This is a genomic window from Gimesia aquarii (assembly GCF_007748195.1).
Taxonomy (GTDB): Bacteria; Planctomycetota; Planctomycetia; order Planctomycetales; family Planctomycetaceae; genus Gimesia; species Gimesia aquarii.
In genome coordinates this window covers 2,084,632-2,102,127 of the sequence record NZ_CP037920.1, presented here as the reverse complement: position 1 = coordinate 2,102,127, position 17,496 = coordinate 2,084,632, and the positions used below count along the sequence as shown (strand labels likewise).

The following is a 17,496-nucleotide window of genomic DNA, read 5'->3' as shown; positions in this document are numbered from 1 at the left end:
ATTTTTAATTTTAGAAAGGAAGCCAGATTAAGTCTTAACTGTTACAACTAAAATACACACTCTAATTCAAATCTGAACTCAAAATCATCCTTCCAAGAAATGATTAGTCGAACCTTACAATCATCTTCTATTTCTTTAATTTTCGGAGCCATGATTCGCCCTTTTTTCATGTTTGGATTTTTTTTCATTTTTTTGAGAGCTTTATCTGCAGTTTTTTTCTTATCAACATTTTTCACTCCTCTTGAAGCTTTTTTATTACGCTTTATTTTTCGTAATTTAAGCTTGATACATGTATTTAGTTTTCTTTCGTGCTCCTTTCTTCGTTCGATCTCTTTTATTCTTTCTTTCCTTCTCGCTTCTCTTTCTTCTTCCTCCCTTCTCTCGTGAGGTAGTTCTCCTGGGTGAGGTCTGTCATCGTCCCGTTCCAAAAAGTTTGAAGGTTCTTTAAACACTTCGTTATTATATGTCCAATTTTCGATGTATTCGTCTTCTGAAATTTCAGGAAAAAGCTCATCTTCAACATCTTGTATTCTATCTGTCAATTCTTTTAATGATGCAATTATTTCGTTCGATGTTAACTTTTGATCATTCATTTGTTTCTCCCCTCAATCATATTTACTAATTCTAAACATTTACTTAACAATAATGGACGAATTTCATAATACCACATGTAAACATTTAGCCAATAAAAAATAATATACATGTTTATGGAATCTGATAAATAATATTCATTAGTTTTTTCAAATAACAAAAGTTGTCTAGTCATTGTGTACTTATTATCCTTTCAAATTATGGAAAAACTTTGCATTTATCCAACCACTACTTTTTGTCTTTGGTATGACGATCATCTGAGTTCTTGTCTCTGACTAGAAACACTTAGCTTACTCATGAAAAATTAACTTAAAGACAACAGCGAATCCTAAGTTACATTCGTGAATTCATTACCAAGATTGGCTATGTTCTCAAAGTAAGAAAAATTGAAAGTAGATTTGGAATTAATTCTTCGAATGGTGTTTCTGATCATCTTAAAGCTATAGAAGCAAATGCAAAGGAGAGACGACTCCAGTTCATGTAATGTGGTTTAGAAGTGATAGATAATCTAAGAATTCCGTACCGTGGTGTGATTCAGTAAAAAATATCTGGTAAGTTTTCGTTTACGGATCTCTTCTTTTGTGAGATTAATGAAAGAAGACTGGGTAACGCTTATTATCCGGTCATCATGAATCTTGCCTATTATTTGTCAAAAAATCTGCAACTACAAATACTGTGATGCAGATTGCCCAGACAAAATAAAATCCAAAACTGATTGAACCATCCCATCTGATTCCTCCTTGGCTAGTATCAGTTCTAAAATATGCATCAAACGAAACACCAGTCGCTATCACTGCCAATCCGAACGAAATAATATAGCTCAGCAAACGACGATAGTAATATTTTGGATCTCGAAAAAATGTCCAAATTGCAACTAGCATTCCTCCACCAATAGGTAAACCTAAATAAGCACGCCATGCATTTGAAGGGAGCAAAATCATAATTAGAATAAAAATACTGGTGATGATGCCAGCAGCTATTGATATATATGGCCACGAGATGACGGTAGATTTAAATGATTTGTTTGGTGATTGATGATTTTGAACTGAATTAATTTGATTCTGCCGGCTTTCACCGATATTGATCTGTGAGTAATCACCCATGTGAATAGAACTCAGTCCATCGAGAGAATAGTTTTTTTCTCTCGATTTTTCTGTAGATATCGAGTTGTCAAAACGAATTCCATCCAGCAATTCTTTAACTGTATAGAGTCGATCAGCGTCCTCTGGTTCAAACTCATGTTCCGGACCATATTTCGATTCTAATTTAAGTAGATGGTTATATCCGACATCGACCTCTGGTAGGCTTGGCATGGGGACGCGTGCTTCTGCACCCGCCTCTGGGAAAAGTGTATGAACAATTTCTAGAGTATTGATAATAATACTAAGCGCAGATCTTCGGTATTGAGCTTTTCCACTAACAAAAATATCAACGACATTCTTATCGTTATTTCCCTTGACTACGATCGGACAAGAAGCAGCTTCTAGCAAACAACCTGTTCTCCAAAGAGTTTTTTTAGCCGTTAAATTACCAAAAGAGTTCACAATGAATCGAGGAATCAAGCCAGTTGGTAAAAAGTCATAACTGAACCGAAACCTTAACGAATCAGAAAAAAAATATTGATATTCAGGTTCGTTAGGAGTAAGAGCTTCGGGAATTAGATATTTCTCATGATTGCTATTCGGGATTTCGAAACAGAGCCCAATTTCATCAGATTCCATCATACTTAAGATGTACTCATAAGTTTCCTTCGGGTAGATCGTGCCGTCCAGGATCTTAGCCATCTGCTGTCTCGAAAATTCTCCATTTTGGTGACTGATTAGTTGACTATTTAGCAATTTGTAAATTGCGTCAGTGATCCAATTCGGGTTCAGTAAAACAATTTCCTTAAAAGCTGCTGGAGAGTTATTGTCGAGCCCATGTGATACAATGACACCTAGTTTATTTAATAGCCTAAGTAAGGCTCGTTGTTCATCTGGATTATCAATTAATTCAATTGTCTCATTCGAGTCTGGGATCTCACATAATTTAATAAAATCAGAGTGCTTCAAGACATTATTTTGTGCCGACTGATCTTCTAATGAATTTTTCACTCTTTTCCAAGAATTTGGGATTGGATCATGGATCTCTTTCAACTGTTCTTCATTGAAAAGTGCAGTTGAAATTATTATTTTCAAACTATCAATACTCTGTTTTGCAAATTCACCTTTTGTGCAGGATGTGCGATGAAAACAGATAATATTTGGATAGTCTTTCTTCAATCCTACTTCATTGAGTTGTAAACTCTGTTTACCTTCATCAGACTTATTGATCACTATAATAACTGGTGATTCTCTTCCGTGAGACTGAATTGTTCTTAACCATGAATGTGCAGACTTCTTCTCATCTTCAGTCCGATCACTCAACACAATTAAATAGAGACTCCTTTCAGTGAAAAAAAAACGATGCGTTTGATGCATCATTAATTGGCCGCCAAAGTCCCAAATATTTAGTATGATGTTAGTATTTTCTGGGGCCCAAGTATGCGTTTCAATTTTTTCTCTGATATCAACACCAACGGTTTTTTTTTCTTGAGGATCACAAGTTTCACCTTTGGCAAGAAACTTAATTAGGGATGTCTTTCCTACATCCTCATGGCCTACCACAAGTAATTTCGCTTCGTTTAGTGGTTCGTTATTTTGTTGTTTTTCTGAATCAGTAAATCGACGATATGCAGCAAGTATTGATTGTGCGTCTGTTGTATCTAGGACTTCTTTGAGAAGCATAAGTCCTGATATGTTATTGTTTTTTAGATTCAAGTATGTTATGGAAATTTTCCGAGATAAACTACATAATAATTCTAATAAAGTTTTTGCCCCCTCGTCTCCGATCTGGTTCCCGTGAAGATTGAGCGAGGTAAGATTCTGAAGTTGGGCGATCGCCTGTGCCCCCTCATCTCCGATCTGGTTCCCGTCAAGATCGAGCGAGGTGAGATTCTGAAGTTGGGCGATCGCCTGTGCCCCCTCATCTCCGATCTCGTTCCAGTCAAGATTGAGCGAGGTGAGATTCTGAAGTTGGGCGATCGCCTGTGCCCCCTCATCTCCGATCTGGTTCCAGTGAAGTTTGAGCGAGGTGAGATTCTGAAGTTGGGCGATCGCCTGTGCCCCCTCATCTCCGATCTCGTTCCCGTCAAGATTGAGCGAGGTGAGATTCTGAAGTTGGGCGATCGCCTGTACCCCCTCAGCTCCGATCTGGTTCCCGGTAAGATTGAGCGAGGTGAGATTCTGAAGTTGGGCGATCGCCTGTGCCCCCTCAACTCCGATCTGGTTCCGGTCAAGATTGAGCGAGGTGAGATTCTGAAGTTGGGCGATCGCCTGTGCCCCCTCAGCTCCGATCTGGTTCCAGTCAAGATTGAGCGAGGTGAGATTCTGAAGTTGGGCGATCGCCTGTGCCCCCTCAGCTCCGATCTGGTTCCAGTGAAGATTGAGCGAGGTGAGATTCTGAAGTTGGGCGATCGCCTGTGCCCCCTCATCCCCGATCTGGTTCCCGTCAAGATTGAGCGAGGTGAGATTCTGAAGTTGGGCGATCGCCTGTGCCCCCTCATCCCCGATCTGGTTCCTATAAAGATCGAGCGAGGTGAGATTCTGAAGTTGGGCGATCGCCTGTGCCCCCTCAACTCCGATCTGGTTCCGGTCAAGATTGAGCGAGGTGAGATTCTGAAGTTGGGCGATCGCCTGTGCCCCCTCATCTCCGATCTCGTTCCAGTCAAGATTGAGCGAGGTGAGATTCTGAAGTTGTGCGATCGCCTGTGCCCCCTCATCTCCGATCTCGTTCCGGTTAAGATTGAGCGAGGTGAGATTCTGAAGTTGGGCGATCGCCTGTGCCCCCTCATCTCCGATCTGGTTCCCGGTAAGATTGAGCGAGGTGAGATTCTGAAGTTGGGCGATCGCCTGTGCCCCCTCATCTCCGATCTGGTTCCCGGTAAGATTGAGCGAGGTGAGATTCTGAAGTTGGGCGATCGCCTGTGCCCCCTCATCTCCGATCTGGTTCTCGATAAGATTGAGCGAGGTGAGATTCTGAAGTTGGGCGATTGTCTGTGCCCCCTCAGCTCCGATTTGAAAAAAAAATAAACTTAGTGTTTTCAGATTTTTGATTACATTAAAGTTCCCAAATGATAGAGGAGAACTAATTCGAAAGCATCGTTCTGCAATATTTAAGTAATCTATGATTTGTTGATCGAACACGCGATTAGAAATGGCTAAATTATTGTTTATAAGAGAAAGCTCATTCCATTCTTCAGCATGTGCTTGTTTTAAAACCCTTTGTAAATCAAAGTTTGTTTTTAATACCGGAATGAGTGGTTTTGTGGAATTCATCGATAGTCCTGATCTGGAGAGTGACTGGAATATTAATGCGATTCAGGTGTGGATAAAATAGTTGCCTCTGCCATAGTAGCTTCGTTTAATGACCGGGTAACTTCTATTACCCGGTCATTATTTATCGAGTACACAAACAAAAATGTTCGGGTAACATAAGTTACCAAGACATCATTGTGTATCCTCATTTCTCCCATCTTTTGCGTCTTTACAATGCTGGTAATTTTTCCTAACAGTTTTCGTTTTGGGATGTTCCGATCCAAGTGTCGAAGTAAAAATTTCCATTGCCTTTAGATAGAGTGTTTCCGCCTCTTCGTAACGCCCCTGGTTTTCATACAAACCAGCCAGGTTGTTGAGGCTTGTTGCAAAGTCCGGATGGTTTTCCCCCAGGACCGTACGACGAATTTCCATTGCTTTTAGATGGAGTGGTTCGGCCTCTTCGTAACGCCCCTGGTTTTGATACAAACCAGCCAGGTCGTTGAGGCTTGTTGCAAAGTCCGGATGGTTTTCCCCCAGGACCGTAGGACGAATTTCCATTGCCTGTTGATGGAGTGGTTCCGCCTCTTCGTAACGCCCCTGGTTTTCATACAAAATAGCCAGGTTGTTGAGGCTTGTTGCAAAGTCCGGATGGTTTTCCCCCAGGACCGTACGACGAATTTCCATTGCCTGTTGATGGAGTGGTTCCGCCTCTTCGTAACGCCCCTGGCTTTTATACAAAACAGCCAGGTTGTTGAGGCTTGTTGCAAAGTCCGGATGGTTTTCCCCCAGGACCGTACGACGAATTTCCATATCCTTTAGAAAGAGTGGTTCCGCCTCTTCGTAACACCCCTGGCTTCTATATAGTTCAGCCAGGTTGTTGAGGCTTGTTGCAAAGTCCGGATGGTTTTCCCCCAGGACCGTACGACGAATTTCCATTGCCTGTTGATGGAGTGGTTCGGCCTCTTCGTAACGCCCCTGGTTTTGATACAAACCAGCCAGGTTGTTGAGGTTTGTTGCAAAAGAGGGATGGTTTTCCCCCAGGACCGTACGACGAATTTCCTTTGCCTGTTGATAGAGTGGTTCGGCCTCTTCGTAACGCCCCTGGTTTTCATACAAAAAAGCCAGGTTGTTGAGGCTTGTTGCAAAAGAGGGATGGTTTTCCCCCAGGACCGTACGACGAATTTCCTTTGCCTGCAAATAGAGTGGTTCGGCCTCTTCGTAACGCCCCTGGCTTGTATACAAACTAGCCAGGTTGTTGAGGCTTGTTGCAAAGTCCGGATGGTTTTCCCCCAGGACCGTACGACTAATTTCCATTGCCTGCAAATAGAGTGGTTCAGCCTCTTCGTATTCACCGACCTGATAAAAATAATTGGCTTGTTTGCCTAACAATGATCTACTATTTTCTGTTTCTATCTTAAACTGGTTAATGTAATCGTTGGCGACCATACATTGTGGTGCAAGACTTCGGCAAACTTGCCAATTACCATGCTTAGGCCAGGGATAGATTTTATTGACACAGTTCACTACGCGTTCCTGCCAGATCGATTGCTCATCTTGTGAGTCGACCCTTGACTTCATCACTTCCTGGACAAGACGGTGAATACTGAATTCGTTCTTCCCAGGCACCATCTGAATCAGAGAGTAATTCAATAATGGCTCAAGTAGATCTGACACATCATTGCCAGTCTCTTCAATAAAACGCTGAATGGATGCATTCAGATAGTGTGCCCCTTGTCTGATTAATTCTATGGGTATGGAATCAGGGGCAAGGAATGCACAAAAACGAAGTACATCAGCGGAAGCCTGTGATTCCTCCTTTTCTTCTATTTCCTGAAAATTGATTAGCCAAGTCTTTTCGAGGGATTTCGAATATTGGCCGAGAACCGGTCCCTGCTGTTTTAAATGAGTCAATTTTGACTCGCGATAGCGACGCAGATAGTTTTCGAAAGTAGAGGCTTTCTTTCTATGAAGGTAGGCACCGGCTTGCTCTAAGGCCAAAGGTAATCTATCGAGTTCCTCCGCTAGTTCTCGCACGAATGTCTGTTCTGATTCATTCAACTCACGTGCCACTCGTTTGATTAAGAAAGCGGTCGCTTGATCCAGAGGTAGTTTGTCGACTTCGATTGGTTCTAGGATTTGCAGTGTGTCGAACACACTTGCCCGAGAGGTCAATAGAATATGCCCCTGACTTTGGAGTGGTAAGAATCTTTCTAAGGAGTTCGGTTGATCTGCGTTATCAAAAATCAGTAACCAGTTATGATGCTGTTCCAGCCAATTCTTAAAAGCTGGTATCGCCGTCTCAGCTTCGGTTTGATCGAAGGGGATACTTAATTTTTCACAATAACCGACATAGCTATTTAACAGCAGAAGTAAGGGATCAGTCTGTTCCCTTTTTTCCTCATCGGTCAACTGGACCCAGAAAACAAATTCATATTCTGCCTGATATTGATAAGCATATTGGACGGCAATTTGTGTTTTCCCAATACCCCCTAATCCGCGGATAGCTTGAGTCAGAGCAGTTCGACCACCGGAAGTGAGGCGAGAACGAAGATTTTTCAGTTCGTTTTCACGACCTGTAAAAGCCGGATTTTCATTAAATGGGACATCAAATATCTTAGTTTTTACTGTCGTTTTTTTTTGAGTAGCTTTACGAATTCCATTGGCAACATCTTTAAAAGCTTTGTCGGTACTATGCCAGTAAGAACCTGTAACTGCATTCCCATCTTTGGGTAGTGCCTGAAGCTTTCCATAGGGAGCAGAATCCCAATCGCAATCTCTCAAGATGACGGGGATAACAACAGCTTGTCCCGAGTCATGCAACTCCAACGCAAGTTTCATTTCTTTTTTGTAGCAGTAATCGGAATCATTAAAGCTGGAACTGATCAGTAGCAGAATGATATCTGCATTCTTCAAATTCTGATCAATTTCATCAGCCCATTCCTCTCCAGCGATAATTTTTCGATCGTGCCATTCGCTAATGATTTCTTGATTTCTCAAGAGGCTCAAATGTTCTTCCAGTTCTTCACGTAGATTTTCATCCTTGTGAGAATAGGAATAAAAAAGCTGCTTCGGTGACATCTCTGTAGACCCTTGGTCGTGAAAAAAAACATTCCAATTTCAAAATAAATGGACGAATGAGCTGTTTCGTATACTAGAACACGAATCGGTCTATATGTACACATTCTGCGATATGAAATTTCGCGACACGGAGAATTTACTCAAAATCATCGAAGGGTGGAAATGTCCGGGTAACTGCTATTACCTGGTCACTTTTTTGTGAAGACACCGTTTGATACCTGCGGAACTGAAAATTTCCTTGGAAATATTCAGTTTTAGAATTTGGTTTCACTCTGCCCTGAATTGAAATTCGTCAAATCTGACAGTACCGTAAAGAGTAGTCATTCGTGTACTACCTCTTCTGATTGGTCATATTGAGTTTTATCAATGAAGGTCTCCATCGCCTCGAATATATTTAATAAGCTGATCTCCAATTTTCCATCTGCTGTTGCAATAGGGTGTGGCTTGTCTGGGGGGGAGATTGGTTCAAGCTGTCTCTTGTTTTGCTTGGGGGCACTTGGATTACTCACTCAAGAGCTTATCGACGACATCCAACAGGGAAAAGATATTGATACTATTCGAAAGCATGTTGAGGATGCTTTCGAATCATTAAAGCAGCAACATGAAGGGATTGAATTAATTGCAGACTTCATTGCTATTGAGAAGGATATCAATATTGATCATTTAGGCTATCATGATTCCAGATCTCCGTACTTGATCATTCATCGTTTCATACAAGGAGAATTCGATCATTTGACTGAGGAAGTCCAGTCAATTGTTAAGTCACAGACTGACCTCAAAGAAGAACTCAATGAAAGTCAAAAACGACAACTTCAACTATTAACTGTTTGCAGAGAAATTGCAAAAACGAATCCAAAAATTGAACAAATCGAGAAACAATCAGAAGAGAATCTTGCACTACAAAAACAGTTAGTTGCAAAATCATTGAGTTATTTTGATGATTCTGATGCGTTTTTTGAGCTAACACTTGATGAATTAAACCAACTTTCAGAACGTTTCAATACCCTGTTGACGGAAATTCAGAAACAAAATGCAACGCTGCTTCCATTGGATTTTAGAATCTACCCAAATTATGCTCATGATCACAAAAACAACGATCAAAATATATTTCGGTTTCATTATCAAAGCAGACGTACTCAATTATTAGGCCGTGATCAGGAACTGAAGGAATTGTTGCAATTTCTGGAACCAGACACTTCGAAGCCCTTTGACTTGAAATGGTGGCTCTGGACCGGTCCTGGAGGCTTAGGAAAAAGCCGGTTAGCATTGGAACTCTGCCTTGAAGCTCATTCAAAAGGTTACCACGCAGGATTTCTTCCTACCGATAGTACAGGAGAGATCAACAAGGAATCTTTTCAACAACCTCATTTAATCATTATTGATTATACGATTCTTCGACCGGATATTGCATCAAAACTGATAATGCAAATAGATACACATAAATCATCTGTTAGCGCTCCCATTCGTATTCTTATTTTGGAACGTTCTGCTGACAATGACCTTGATCGATGGTTTCAATCGTTTCGATTTCCAGAGATTAACACAAATCGTCATTTGGTGGAGTCATTCAAATATGATGACCCTCGAGAATTAAGTCCACTCTCAAATAATGCTCTTTGGAAATTAATGTGTTCAATCTTCGATGAGGACAAGAAAAAATACAATTGTCATCAATCTAAGATTTTGGAAACGCTCAATTTGATTGACCCACAAAAACGACCACTATTCGCAATGATGACGGCCGATGCTATCTCTTCAAGTGCAACAGATGATTTAAAATCTATGCGACATTGGGATCAGTCAATACTGTCAGACATGATACTTAACAAAGAATTTGGACGTTGGAAAAAATCACAGCTCGATGATCGGTTATTGAATAATGTGTTTTTCAGCACAATAACAGGAGCACAGTCCTATAAATTATTTGATGACATTAATCAATCAATCAGTGAGGAAGAACAATTATTGATTTCCGGTGAAGAACTTGACACTCAAGACTTACAGCAAGTATTTTGTTTTTCGCAAACTATTAGAGAAGAACAAGTTTTCTCTTATGAACCAGATATTCTTGGAGAATATTTTGTCTTACAGCGTTTACTCGCAGATTTGAGAATTGATGATAAACGAACAATAAAAAGCAAGAATGAAGCATATCAATTGCTTAAGCTGGCTTGGTGTCGATTCCCTTTAAATACTGCTTCATTTTTATTAAGAACTGCGGATGATTTTCCTGATCATCCAGCGAAAGAGTTAATCGCAAAATTATCGAACGAACAATGTACTGACAAGTCCTTTTTAACTAGCTTGGCCTTTTTCAGACGTGGACTCTCTTTCCACATTTTTGAACTTTATGGGAGTGCAATCAAGGACTATACGCAGGGCATCGACGAATACTCTGGCGCTCCCCTCGATCAAATTGCAATGGCACTTCTCAACCGTGGCTTATGTTATAACAATCAGGGCGAATGGGAATTAGCAAAGGATGATTTTACTCGGGTCATCGACCAGCTTCCCGAAGCCTCCGTCAATCGAGTAGCTCAGGCACTCATCCATCGTGGCTATGGTTATGACAAACAGGGCGAATGGGAATTAGCAAAGGATGATTATACCCAGGTCATCGATCAGCTCACTGGAACCCCCATCTATCAGGTAGCCCGGGCACTCGTCCATCGTGGCCATAATCATGACGACCAGGGCGAATGGGAATTAGCAAAGGATGATTACACCCGGGTCATCGACCAGCTCACTGGAGCCTCCGTCGATTGGATTGCTCAGGCACTTGTCCAACGTGGAATTAGTTATAACAAACAGGGCGAATGGGAATTAGCAAAGGATGATTATACCCAGGTCATCGATCAGCTCACTGGAACCCCCATCTATCAGGTAGCCCGGGCACTCGTCCATCGTGGCCATAATCATGACGACCAGGGCGAATGGGAATTAGCAAAGGATGATTACACCCGGGTCATCGATCAGCTTACTGGAGCCCCCGTCGATTGGATTGCTCAGGCACTTATCCACCGCGGTCATAATCATGACGACCAGGACGAATGGGAATTAGCAAAGGATGATTACACCCGGGTCATTGACCAGCTCACTGGAGCCCCCGTCGATGATATTGCTCAGGCACTTGTCCTTCGTGGCTATGGTTATGACAAACAGGGCGAATGGGAATTAGCAAAGAATGATTACACCCGGGTCATCGACCAGCTCACCGAAGCCCCAGTCGATTGGATTGCTCAGGCACTCGTCCATCGTGGCTATGGTTATGACAAACAGGGCGAATGGAAATTGGCAAAGGATGATTTTAGAAGAGCTTTATCAATGAATGCTTTGGATCAGGATAAACAACAGAATACAAAACAATTTCTCACAAAACTAGAATGCAAAATGAATAACTAAATTCGTAGGTTTCAGAATGACCGGGTAACAATAATTTCCCAGACATTTGCTTTAAATACAAACTTAAACCCGTCATATTTATCAGCTTCACGGGAAAACTATAAAGATTACTATATGTGGTAGAAATAACGCCGCAGTAATCTGACTAGGCAACATTAAGCTCTGAGGTTTCAAGTCTAATCAACACACCAATAAAGTATTTTTATAGTTGTTTGTGATCATGTATTGTGATTCTTGTAATCGTTTACCCACGTGACTAGTTCGTTGAAATCCTTTCCGTCAACATGAGGTTCGGTGACAATGAAATCTCGAGCCCCTTTGGTAAAGGTTGATGTCGTTACAAGGACCCCAACTGTAGCTTTTGTGCTAGCATGATTAACCGTACCCAAAAGCGTACGAAGTATGTCAACGCCGATTTTGTTGGTCTCGGCGTAACGCTTACACTCGAATGCAAACAGAAGTGGTATACCAGCAACAAATTTTGTAGCGAGGACATCTCTACCACCATCACAAGATTCAGATGTTAGTACAATGTTCTCAAATTCTTGTGCATAAAGTAATTCAGCTATAAGTCGTTCGAATTCCCGTGGAGTAATACCATGCATCAATTGCGGATTATTAGTGATTGCATCTATGATTCGAATCGGAAGGAACCTTACTTGAGCAATACGATTACGGACTTCCTGTTTGCGATTTGATGGTTCGTATTCATCGCCATGTTTTTCTTCTTTAGCCCAAGGTTCGTATTCGTCAAGAATTTCTGCTTCTTCAGCAAGTCTGTCAATCGTCTCTTGAATACGGAAAGTTGGTGGTTTGAGTCCGGAAAGAAATGATTTTTGGTATGAACTCAGAGGTGACATTAATGGTCTTAATGAATTGTAGAATTCAAGTGTCGGTTCGAGTGTAGACGTAAACTTTTCCAATTCAGATTTTGTGGTCAAAAACTTTGTAACAGAAGAGTTATTCAGTCCAGCATCAATTTTCTGAAAAATAGAGTCGAACTGTTTTTTTGTACGACACATTTCAGAGATACTCGGTGACGCGAGCTTACTCACCAACTGAGCATGGGAGGTTAATTTGTTTATTGTACTTGCAGAGGGTAACATACTCTGCATTTTTTCAATTTCACGAAGTACGGTTGCAAGTGACATTAGATAACTACTTTCTTACATGAGCTGTTAAATAAATAGTGACCGATAAGTTTTACTTAGCAACCTTTTTAGAGTGCTTTGGCTCAACTTCATATGAGTTGAGATCCCCAATTGATGTCCTAACGGGAGAATATTCTGCTGAGAATTCACCTTCTTCAATATCTTCACGGAAATCGAAGACCATCTGGTATTTTTCTGCGCCGATATTCTGTTCGTTATAGAAATCTACATCTCGCTTTAGCTGCTTACATTCACCAACAATTTGCTCTCTTCGTTGCTGGAAGGATATTTCCATGTGCTCCTGGGGCATATTCCGGATATCGCCCCACAAGTATAACTGTTGGTCTCCACTACGAATTCTGGCAACATGTTTTACTCTAACTGGTTGGCCACGTTCATTATTAATATGCTGTTCACGCATCGCTCTCGCGAAGTCTTCTTGGCATTTCTTTACAACCAGATCCATGGGAGGTTCCCATCTGTTCGTTGTGATTGCCCATACCGCAAGTTCTTTGGTAGTGACTGTTGTTTTACCGGTTTCTTCAAAGAACTCATCTGTATATTTCTGCATTTTCTCAAGAAACGTATTACAGGATTTAGACATCACACTACTCCGTTCTCATTTAGCCAAAGGGGAATCTCCCCATCCATCTGTTAAAGCATATCCGACAATATGCTCTCTAATTTTTGCTTGAAGCTTATTTAAGTGAGTAGGAGGAAGCTTCTTACGATGCTTAAGTTGTCCAACAACAATAGCTGGATGTACTCCTCTCGCATTTGCAAACCGAATAACATTTTTTTGATAGATCAGTTTTCCGTGCCTTGAAATAAAGGAATCTAGTTTCTCTTTAGGAATAAGGTAATTTGCTGCTTCTTCGTTAGCTTGTTTTTCGATATCAGATTCTTCATTACCACTTAGGTCTTCATCAACAGGCGCAACGTGACCGTATTTAATATGAACTAATTCATGCATAAGGGTAAACCAGAAATTATCTATCCGGTCATATCGCAAAGACAGAGCTACTACTGGCGATTTGGAACCCAACCAAAGTGCAGCGCCATCAATCTTTGTACTTGGAATGTGCTTTAAAATAACTAATCTCACCCCCAACTCTGCTAAGTATTTAGGTACTTGACGTACTCCTTCAGGGTATGCTGCAAGTGAAGTAATCTCGGATAAACCTTTCTCAAATTTTGCCTGCTTAAACTGATAGGCGGATACGTGTGCAGCCATCTTTCGAGCATAATTGTACCACAGCCACTGAGATCCGGTGTGGCTATCGTATGGAGTGCTTTTTCGTGCTGCTACTGCCAGTTGTGGAGTTTCAGTAAGATCAGAAACATTAAGCAATTTACAAAGTGATTTTTCAAGATCCACTACGTCAGAAGGTTTCTCAATCCACCCACGCTTCACAAGATCTCTTATAGGATATTCATTGTAAATTTTAGCGCGCTTCGCAATGTTATCATCATCTACTTTTGCTTTTGACAACTCATATGATATTTGAAGGTTCATCCATAACTCGGCAGAAGTTCCAAAAGCAGCGGCTAATTCGTTTGCTGATTTTGGAGTTATTGAAGTAATCCCTTTTAATAATCTATTGACATGTTGACGAGAACACCCCATTACATCGGCGAGATCGTCTTGTGTCCAATTTCGTTCATTCAATTCCTCTTTTATAAATTCCCATGGAGGGAACGGTTCAATTGAAACATGCTTGTTCATTGGATTGCCCCCTTTGATTTAATGGTAGTCTTCTATTTTTAAAATACGGATCACGTTTCCTGTTTCTTTGAACTCAATTTGAATAATCAGTCGCCATTGATCATTTAGGCGAATCGAATATTGACCATCCCTATCACCTTTAAGTTTTTTAAAATGTAACGATTTCATTTCACGTAAATCACGCTCATCTACAGCGTCTCTCAAAAAACGCATACGCTTTCTAAATGCCCTAATAACCGAGTCATCAAGCCTGCTTTTGGCATCTTCATTGTTTTCTAACTCTTGGAGTTCATCATCTTCGAAATCAACTTCCATAATAAAATTCCAGAAAAGCGGCCCTACTTTATCAATTATCGAACATTTCGCGCAAAAGTCAATACTTAATATGTAACAATATATGTTACATTGTTACATATTAAAATTCGAGAAAGATGTGCGCGTATGTGCACATTCCCTAGAATACTCTGATGGAAGCAAATTTCCAGTTATTTAGTCTGATATAAACTGGAAGATTCACAAGACTGTAATGAGGAGAGAATTAGAACATGAGCTGATGGAGATCCCGTATCCTTCTCGCTATCAACTTGACAACGGCTTCCTCATGGATGTTGAAAAACCCCTTGTTTCATCGAAGTGGGCAAGATAGGCAATGCTCGCACAACCTGGCTTAAGGACTTACGGTGGCTGTAAAGACTTTTGCAACAGACCCCATCGTTACCCGGTCATTTTTTTCTTGTGAGATCGTTGGTTGGTGTTGGGGAAACTAGGGTTTCCCCGACATTACGCCGAGAAGCTAGTTTGATCTGTTGCGTTTTCTGTTTATTCATATCTACAGAATACTAGACATAAATACCATTTTTTGCTTTATAATGTGTCTAGAGTCTGGCGAAGTATCTAGGATGCTAGGACCATAACTTGCATTTGTGCGTGATATGAAGCCTCTGTGGAATCATATTTGAAAAAAACTAGTCATTTTGTATGTATTTGTTCAATATCAGTTTCATATATGAACGAGTCATGCAGCTGAATAACAAGTTATGCCCACACCCGGAACAGGCAAGGTATAAAATTAAGGACTAAAGGTGACAGATAATTTACCAGCGATACTAGGGGAACCTTCAACGGATAATTTTCCCGCAACTGTTAATGCCGAAATAGGATACTTATCTCAAGCAAGAGAGCTTTTAGATGCAGGCTTTCCTGATCATTCACTTTTAGACATATGGAATGCTGCAGTTCATAACTTGCGTCGGAGACTGGAAGCGTATGGTATTGAATTATTTGTATCAGCAGTGAAGGATGAAGCGGGAAGAAAAAAATACGATAAAGATGGTGAGACTCTTGGCGAAAGATGGTCTGGTGTTGATGATCTTACATTAATAAATGGTGCCACAAAGCTTGGTGTTCTAAACAAGAAAGCTGGAAAGTCACTTGAGATGATCAATTGGATGCGCAATCACGCATCCCCAGCTCATGGAAGTGATGACTCTGTAAAAGCTGAGGAGGTTTACGGCCTAGCACTTATGCTTGAAGTAAATCTCTTTAAAGCTGAGATGCCAGATCCTGGACATTCTCCATCTGGCCTATTTGAGCCAATTAAAAGCTCGGAGTTATCCGAAGAGAATGAAGAGATTTTAAAGGATCAAATAAGAGCATTTAAACCTGGAGACATCCGTCTTACTTTTGGCTTTTTACTAGACATGATTTGTAAAGGGGAAAGCCCATCTCACGAAAATGCTAGCAAGCTCTTTCCAAATGCCTGGGAAAGAGCGAACGAAGACCTGATGAAATCAGCAGGGCAGAGATACCACTCATATCTAGTAGACCCTGACTCAGATTCAAGCGACGACAAAGGCGCAAAAATTAGAGTTCTTGAAACTCTAGTGAAAGTCAAGGGTATAAAATATATCCCAGATGCAGCAAGGGCTAGCCTTTACAGGCATACTATTAAAAAGCTTGCAAAGGCAAAAGATACTTCCTACGGCTGGACTGACGAAGAAAAAGCGGCTAAAGCACTAGCTCAATTTGGTCCTCATGTACCTTCTATTGCTTTCGAAGACGTTTATCAAGAAATCCTTGCAGTGTGGTGTGGTAACTACTGGGGTAGATCAGATTCCCACGTGATACTAAAGCCGTTTATTGATGCGATCAATAGTAATCAGCTCATGACTTTGGCGAGAATGTTTAAGGACAATGAGAGAGCCAATGGAGAGCTATTCCAAAATAAACCCAGAGTTAAAGCGAAATCGCTTTTGGATTACATTCAAGGAAAGCTAACAATTCAAGCTAGCATCGATGAGATCGACGAGATTAAAGATCTAATTGATGATATGTAAATGGCCTAATAATCAGCTGCTAGGGACTCTGCATTACGCTTCGCTCCATGCAGCCCCAGAGCAAGGCGTTAGCCAGCAGAAGATCTCCGAACTATGGCACGCACTTCTCGCTGGTCTAATAGTATGGCGAACTCAAGATAGGCGCAATCGAGGTCAAGCTCTCAGCGTGGAAGCGTATCTCTGATTATATTAATCAAGAAATGCTCGACCACACGACTTATGTCTATCGTGGGCCTGTCACCAACCCTAATCTTATTCTTACAATGCAAATACCCGGGTAATAAGCGTTACCATGACATTAAGAGAACCAAGACCGCGCACAAAAAGTGACCAGATAAAGTCATAGCTAAGGGCGCGATGTAGCCGCTTTGGCGCCTTGTTAACAGCAGGGATCACGAGCGCCATGCTGGTCCCCTTCGGATCCATTTTCCACCTTTTTCCTCTAGCACCGTTCCAATGCCAGAGCGGTAGCCATAAAATGTATTCAAGATCATCTTACTACCTTTGTTATTGATGCAATATCTAACAATGGGTGTTTTAGTTGAAATGGATCCATGAACAAGATCTGGCATTTCTTCTATCGTGACGAAGTTTGAACCATCGTATTTCCAGATCTGATCTGGCTCACCCTTACAAAGAGGATGTTCCCAATCTCCCGAGCCATATTCAATAACAAACACAGCATCCACAGTTTGAGCTGCACCTATCATTCTGAAGAACCACATGATCGGATCCCATCTCGCATTAGCAGATGACCAGATCCCCTTTACGATCTCTACGACATGGTGATGAGGAAGATGTTGGTCCATGCTACTAACTCTTGAAGGAGAAAATCTGATTCTGCCATAACCTATCAGCGTTCCTGTCTACTATCAATT

General features: G+C 41.2%; 11 protein-coding genes and 1 pseudogene. 3 read left to right on the top strand and 9 right to left on the bottom strand.

Annotated features, from left to right (window positions below; all coding sequences use genetic code 11):
* Nucleotides 1-47 precede the first annotated feature (47 nt).
* Complete coding sequence (locus tag V144x_RS08395; RefSeq protein WP_144984136.1) at nucleotides 48-593, bottom strand: hypothetical protein; 546 nt, start codon at nucleotides 591-593, stop codon at nucleotides 48-50.
* A gap of 323 nt (nucleotides 594-916) precedes the next feature.
* On the opposite strand from V144x_RS08395, the gene V144x_RS29000 reads away from it, so the two are divergent.
* Entirely contained in the window at nucleotides 917-1,075 is a 159-nt protein-coding gene (locus tag V144x_RS29000) for a LexA family protein (RefSeq protein ID WP_144990790.1), read from the top strand.
* A gap of 142 nt (nucleotides 1,076-1,217) precedes the next feature.
* Here the strand turns inward: V144x_RS29000 and V144x_RS28670 are convergent, their stop codons facing one another.
* The 3 genes and pseudogenes from V144x_RS28670 to fxsT form a co-directional block, all read right to left on the bottom strand.
* A complete protein-coding gene (locus tag V144x_RS28670; protein ID WP_232102764.1) occupies nucleotides 1,218-3,356 on the bottom strand; it encodes a COR domain-containing protein in 2,139 nt (712 codons plus the stop codon).
* A 108-nt stretch (nucleotides 3,357-3,464) separates the two neighbouring features.
* A pseudogene (locus V144x_RS28995) lies at nucleotides 3,465-4,946 on the bottom strand (leucine-rich repeat domain-containing protein); the annotation flags it as partial.
* A gap of 171 nt (nucleotides 4,947-5,117) precedes the next feature.
* Entirely contained in the window at nucleotides 5,118-8,003 is a 2,886-nt protein-coding gene (gene fxsT, locus V144x_RS08380) for an FxSxx-COOH system tetratricopeptide repeat protein (protein WP_144984130.1), read from the bottom strand.
* A 366-nt stretch (nucleotides 8,004-8,369) separates the two neighbouring features.
* Between fxsT and V144x_RS08375 the strand changes: the two genes are divergently transcribed.
* On the top strand, nucleotides 8,370-11,405 hold the full coding sequence (locus V144x_RS08375; RefSeq protein ID WP_144984127.1) for a tetratricopeptide repeat protein: 3,036 nt from the start codon (nucleotides 8,370-8,372) through the stop codon (nucleotides 11,403-11,405).
* 218 nt (nucleotides 11,406-11,623) lie between these two features.
* Here the strand turns inward: V144x_RS08375 and V144x_RS08370 are convergent, their stop codons facing one another.
* The 4 genes from V144x_RS08370 to V144x_RS08355 form a co-directional block, all read right to left on the bottom strand.
* Nucleotides 11,624-12,427, bottom strand: coding sequence for a restriction endonuclease (locus V144x_RS08370; RefSeq protein ID WP_197998824.1), 804 nt, complete (start codon nucleotides 12,425-12,427; stop codon nucleotides 11,624-11,626).
* Between the two features lie 181 nt (nucleotides 12,428-12,608).
* On the bottom strand, nucleotides 12,609-13,160 hold the full coding sequence (locus V144x_RS08365) for a hypothetical protein (protein WP_144984121.1): 552 nt from the start codon (nucleotides 13,158-13,160) through the stop codon (nucleotides 12,609-12,611).
* 15 nt (nucleotides 13,161-13,175) lie between these two features.
* Nucleotides 13,176-14,282, bottom strand: coding sequence for a HigA family addiction module antitoxin (locus tag V144x_RS08360; protein ID WP_144984118.1), 1,107 nt, complete (start codon nucleotides 14,280-14,282; stop codon nucleotides 13,176-13,178).
* 18 nt (nucleotides 14,283-14,300) lie between these two features.
* Nucleotides 14,301-14,597, bottom strand: coding sequence for a type II toxin-antitoxin system RelE/ParE family toxin (locus V144x_RS08355; RefSeq protein ID WP_197998823.1), 297 nt, complete (start codon nucleotides 14,595-14,597; stop codon nucleotides 14,301-14,303).
* A gap of 767 nt (nucleotides 14,598-15,364) precedes the next feature.
* On the opposite strand from V144x_RS08355, the gene V144x_RS08350 reads away from it, so the two are divergent.
* Complete coding sequence (locus V144x_RS08350; protein ID WP_144984112.1) at nucleotides 15,365-16,618, top strand: hypothetical protein; 1,254 nt, start codon at nucleotides 15,365-15,367, stop codon at nucleotides 16,616-16,618.
* A gap of 392 nt (nucleotides 16,619-17,010) precedes the next feature.
* Here the strand turns inward: V144x_RS08350 and V144x_RS08345 are convergent, their stop codons facing one another.
* On the bottom strand, nucleotides 17,011-17,427 hold the full coding sequence (locus V144x_RS08345; protein WP_144984109.1) for a hypothetical protein: 417 nt from the start codon (nucleotides 17,425-17,427) through the stop codon (nucleotides 17,011-17,013).
* Nucleotides 17,428-17,496: the final 69 nt, after the last annotated feature.

What these genes read in the sequence shown, in the direction of transcription:
- V144x_RS08395 (WP_144984136.1), bottom strand. Translation starts at nt 593, where the DNA reads ATGAATGATCAAAAGTTAACATCGAACGAAATAATTGCATCATTAAAA.
- V144x_RS28670 (WP_232102764.1), bottom strand. Translation starts at nt 3,356, where the DNA reads ATGCTTCTCAAAGAAGTCCTAGATACAACAGACGCACAATCAATACTT.
- fxsT (WP_144984130.1), bottom strand. Translation starts at nt 8,003, where the DNA reads ATGTCACCGAAGCAGCTTTTTTATTCCTATTCTCACAAGGATGAAAAT.
- V144x_RS08375 (WP_144984127.1), top strand. Translation starts at nt 8,370, where the DNA reads ATGAAGGTCTCCATCGCCTCGAATATATTTAATAAGCTGATCTCCAAT.
- V144x_RS08370 (WP_197998824.1), bottom strand. Translation starts at nt 12,427, where the DNA reads ATGTGTCGTACAAAAAAACAGTTCGACTCTATTTTTCAGAAAATTGAT.
- V144x_RS08365 (WP_144984121.1), bottom strand. Translation starts at nt 13,160, where the DNA reads ATGTCTAAATCCTGTAATACGTTTCTTGAGAAAATGCAGAAATATACA.
- V144x_RS08360 (WP_144984118.1), bottom strand. Translation starts at nt 14,282, where the DNA reads ATGAACAAGCATGTTTCAATTGAACCGTTCCCTCCATGGGAATTTATA.
- V144x_RS08355 (WP_197998823.1), bottom strand. Translation starts at nt 14,597, where the DNA reads ATGGAAGTTGATTTCGAAGATGATGAACTCCAAGAGTTAGAAAACAAT.
- V144x_RS08345 (WP_144984109.1), bottom strand. Translation starts at nt 17,427, where the DNA reads ATGGACCAACATCTTCCTCATCACCATGTCGTAGAGATCGTAAAGGGG.